The 4,001-nt window shown below is 72.0% G+C and carries 4 protein-coding genes; 2 read left to right on the top strand and 2 right to left on the bottom strand.

Annotated elements, in window-relative coordinates; translation table 11 throughout:
- The first annotated feature begins 652 nt into the window (after nt 1–652).
- Complete coding sequence (locus ABT299_RS52330) at nt 653–1,426, top strand: hypothetical protein (protein ID WP_387020940.1); 774 nt, start codon at nt 653–655, stop codon at nt 1,424–1,426.
- On the opposite strand, the gene ABT299_RS52325 is transcribed toward ABT299_RS52330, so the two are convergent.
- Entirely contained in the window at nt 1,364–2,203 is an 840-nt protein-coding gene (locus ABT299_RS52325; protein WP_387020937.1) for a putative RNA methyltransferase, read from the bottom strand. The two genes, ABT299_RS52330 and ABT299_RS52325, sit on opposite strands and share 63 nt — an antisense overlap.
- 127 nt (nt 2,204–2,330) lie before the next feature.
- Nucleotides 2,331–2,684, bottom strand: coding sequence for a thioredoxin (gene trxA, locus ABT299_RS52320; RefSeq protein WP_500255429.1), 354 nt, complete (start codon nt 2,682–2,684; stop codon nt 2,331–2,333).
- 131 nt (nt 2,685–2,815) lie between these two features.
- Between trxA and ABT299_RS52315 the strand changes: the two genes are divergently transcribed.
- Nucleotides 2,816–3,835, top strand: a complete 1,020-nt coding sequence (locus tag ABT299_RS52315) for a sigma-70 family RNA polymerase sigma factor (protein ID WP_500255428.1) — start codon at nt 2,816–2,818, stop codon at nt 3,833–3,835.
- Nucleotides 3,836–4,001: the final 166 nt, after the last annotated feature.

Genomic DNA, 4,001 nt, shown 5'->3' with positions numbered 1-4,001 from the left:
GCGACCCGGCCGAACCGGCCAGGTCGATAAAGGCACTGGCTTTTAACACGCTGTTGAGTTCTCAAGAAACGGACACCCACCGCGCCGGACCCGCTTCCGCGAGCCCCGCTCCGGGGCAACCCTCTTAACTTACCAGGTTCATCCTCAGTGTCAAGCTGACCGGTGAAGATCTTTTTGACGGTCGACGAAGTTCCTAGTCCTCCGCGCGTCACGACCGGGACAGACCGAAGGTCCGTCATGATCGTTCATCGGGAGGCGCCCTCCGGGCCGGCCACCTTGCGGCGTCCTGCATCCCGTCTCGGGCTGACCCAGTCATCGTACATCAGCCCGGGCGATGCCCGAACCGTTTTTCCGAGTCCTGGTTCCCCGGGCCGTCCGCCTCTCGGCGTCCCGCATCCCTTGGGGCGAGAGAGACATTAGGACGCCCCCGAAAGACCGTCAAATCAAAGCGCTCCGGTCCCGGCCCCCACCCCCTTCCGGCCATCCCCGCCAGGCCCGTTGACCTCCCTTTTCCCACCCTTAGTGGACCGGGTCACAGTGCGGTACCGTTCGCAGTCCCGAGTCGCTCGCCCGTCCGGCCGTTCCGGCGGAGCGGCGGCCGGTCCCCGGTTCGGCCGGTCCCCGATGCCGGCCGAGGTGAGGAGGAACGCCCGTGAGTGTCCCCGCAACCGTCCGCGCCTCGGCGGAGCGCCTGGTGGTCGCCGCGACGATGGGACCGACGGTCCATGACGTGCACGCCTGGCGGTTCAAGGTCGCCGCGGGCCTCATCGAACTGCACGCCGACCCGGACCGGTTCAGGCCGCTGCGCGATCCGGCGGGCCGGGCCCTGCACCTGGCGAGCGGGGCGGCGCTGGTGAACCTGCGGCTCACCGCCGCCCAGCTCGGTCACGAGGCCGTGGTGCGGCTGCTTCCCGACGCGGGCCGCCCCGCGCTCCTCGCCACCGTCCGCCTCGCGGGACGGCATCGGGTGACGCGGGAGGAGCGGCTGCTCTGCGCCGCCACGCTCCGCCCGCTGTCCGCCACGGCATCGCCGGCCGGTGAACGCCCGTCGGCGCACGTCCTCAACGAGCTCCGCGAGGCGGCTCGGTTGGAGGGCGCCGCGCTCCACCCGCTTCCGACCTCTCCGGACGGGGGCGCGCAGCGCGCCGTCCTGACCACCGGCGGGGACGGCCGCACCGAGTGGCTCCGCGCCGGGCAGGCCCTCCAGCGGGTGCTGCTCAGCGGTACCGCCCGCTCGGTGTCGGCGTCGTTCAGCTTCGATGCCGCGGACGTCCCTGGTGTGCGGGAGGTGACCACGCCCGGTGAGATCCCCCAGGCGCTGCTCGAACTCGCTCAGCAGGAACCGGCCCGTCCCCGCGGACGGCTATTCGAGCCGGCGGTAGACCGACAGCACGAAGGAAAGCGGAACTGGCAGCGGATCCGGTAGCGGCCTGAGCCGTTCCCACAGCCGGTCCGCCGGCACGTGATGCGCGCTGGGCCCCATGCCCACGAGCGTCGCGGTCTCCTCATGCGTGAGGACGGCCTCGCCCTCGATCTGCTGCCGCGAATCGAACTTGAAGTAGCCGGCCAGGGCCGCGTCCATCCGCTCGGTCTTGCGCTCGTCGATCGACAGCAGCCCGAGCGACTCCACGAGGGTGCCGAGATGCCGGGGCGACGGCGTCACCGTGAAGAGCAGACCGTCCGGGCTCAGGACGCGGTGGAACTCGGCGGCGTTGCGGGGGGCGAACACGTTCACGACGGTCGCCGCCGCGCCGTCGCGCACCGGAAGCGGACGCCAAAGGTCCGCGACGACCGCGCCGGCGCGCGGATGCGCCTTCGCGGCGCGGCGGGCGGCGTGCTTGGAGATGTCCAGGGCGAGGCCGGCCGCGTCGGGTGCCCGGTCCAGGATGCGGGCCAGATAGTGGCCGGTGCCCGCGCCGGCGTCCAGGACCAGGCAATGCCCGTCCAACGATCTCCCGACGCTCCCGGCCAACCGCGCGGCGAGCGCGTCGAAATGGCCGGCGCCGAGGAACTCGGCGCGGGCGCGCACCATCTCGGGCGTGTCCGCCGTGCCGGGCCGCGCGTTTCCCGGCAGCAGATTCGCGTAGCCCTGCCGCGCGATGTCGAACGCGTGCCCGGACGCGCAGAGCAGTCCCCGCTCCGCCAACGCCAGATCCCCTCCGCAGACGGGGCACACCAGGTACGGGACGACATCGGCGAGCATCCGTCCATCATCGTCCATCGGCGGGCCGCGGCGGGCGCCGCGGGGCGCATCTTTGCCATCCTGCCGCGCCCGTGACGGCTGCCCGTCCCCTGCCCGCAACCCGGCGCGGGCGGGGCGTTCCGGAGGCTCAGGTGTCGGCGCGGCGGCGGACGTCCTCCATGTCGAGGGCCCGGACCTGCTCGATCACGTTCTCCAGCACGGACTCCGGCAGCGCGCCCGGCTCCGCGAAGACGATCACTCCGTCGCGGATGGCCATCAGCGTGGGGATCGACGCGATCCCGAAGCGCTCGGACAGCTCCGACTGGGCCTCGGTGTCGACCTTGCCGAAAACGATGTCGTCGTGCTTGCCCGCGGACTTCTCGAAGACGGGCGCGAACCGCTTGCACGGGCCGCACCACTCCGCCCAGAAGTCGACCAGCACGATGCCGTCCCCTTGGGCCACCTCGTCGAAGTTCTCGGCGGTGAGTGTGACGGTCGCCATGTCGGTTTCTCCTCTGCCGGGGTATCAGGACGGTAGAGCGGCTGCCAGCCTCGCAGTATTCCGCACTCGGGAATCACAGGACGGTAATTAGCGTTGACCTCATAGGGAGATCGCACCGGAGAAGGGTCAGGATGGCTGCAACCCGTACCAAGGGCGACAGGGTCGACGTCACCGACAAGGATCTTGTCGGAGCGTACCTCGACCGGATCGGCCGTACTCCCCTGCTCGACGCGCAGGAGGAGGTCGATCTGGCCAAGGCGATCGAAGGGGGCCTGTACGCCGAACAGCTGCTCGAGGAGGGACGCACGCCCGCGGGCGCGTCCCGCGAGGAGCTGGAGGACCTGGTCGCGGCGGGGCTGCGCGCCAAGCAGCGCTTCGTCGAGGCCAACCTGCGGCTGGTCGTCTCGATCGCCCGGAAGTACCCGACCGACTCGTTGCCCCTCATAGACCTCATTCAAGAGGGGAACCTGGGGTTGATGCGCGCGGTGGAGAAGTTCGACTACCGGCGCGGCTTCAAGTTCTCCACATATGCGACCTGGTGGATCAGGCAGGCGATCGGGCGCGGGCTCAGCCACACGGCCCGCACGATCCGGCTGCCCGTCCACGTGGAGGAGGAGCTTTCCCGGCTGCGGCGCGCCGAGCGGCAGCTCGGCCGCGAACTCGGCCGCGAACCGAACCGTGACGAGCTCGCCGGGGCGCTGGGGGCGGAACCCGAGCACGTCGACGAGCTGCTGCGCTGGCGGCGCGACCCGGCGAGCCTGGACGCGACCGTCGACGACGCCGGCGAGACGCCCATGGGCGATCTGCTGGAGGACCCGGAGGCGGTGACGCCCGAGGCGGAGATCCTGGCGCTGGACGACCTGGAGGGCCTGGGCCGGCTGCTGGACAGGCTCCCCGAGCGGGAGTCGGCGATCCTGCGGGCCCGTTTCGGGATGGACAACGGCCAGCCGCTGTCCTACGCGCAGATCGGCGCCCGGTACGGCCTGAGCCACAACCGGGTGCGACAGATCACCGACCGTTCGCTGCGGCGGTTGCGCCAGCTGGCGACCGAGACGGACCTGAGCGGGCGCCGTGCCCTGGCGGGAGCGCCCCATGCGTCCCACGCGACGCGGGAGCCCGTACGGGCCGGCGCGGGGAGCCGCGCGGCCTGACTCTGTCGCGGCCCGACAACCGAACATCGTGCGTGATCCGCCGGCCTGGGGGCCGCGAGGCCCCCCCGCCCGCGGTGGCATGGGGAGAGGGAGCCACCCCGGGCCCGCCGGGGGGGGGGGAGGGGGGCCCGGCGGGGCCGCGCGGGCGCGCCCCGCCCCCAACCCC

It is taken from the genome of Spirillospora sp. NPDC000708 (genome assembly GCF_040299565.1).
Classification (GTDB): Bacteria; Actinomycetota; Actinomycetes; order Streptosporangiales; family Streptosporangiaceae; genus Spirillospora.
The sequence above is the reverse complement of the archived record's forward strand: the minus strand, read 5'-3'. Positions and strand labels throughout refer to the sequence as shown.

Coding starts and splice junctions, on each gene's coding strand:
- trxA (WP_500255429.1), bottom strand. CDS start 2,684: ATGGCGACCGTCACACTCACCGCCGAGAACTTCGACGAGGTGGCCCAA.
- ABT299_RS52315 (WP_500255428.1), top strand. CDS start 2,816: ATGGCTGCAACCCGTACCAAGGGCGACAGGGTCGACGTCACCGACAAG.
- ABT299_RS52325 (WP_387020937.1), bottom strand. CDS start 2,203: ATGCTCGCCGATGTCGTCCCGTACCTGGTGTGCCCCGTCTGCGGAGGG.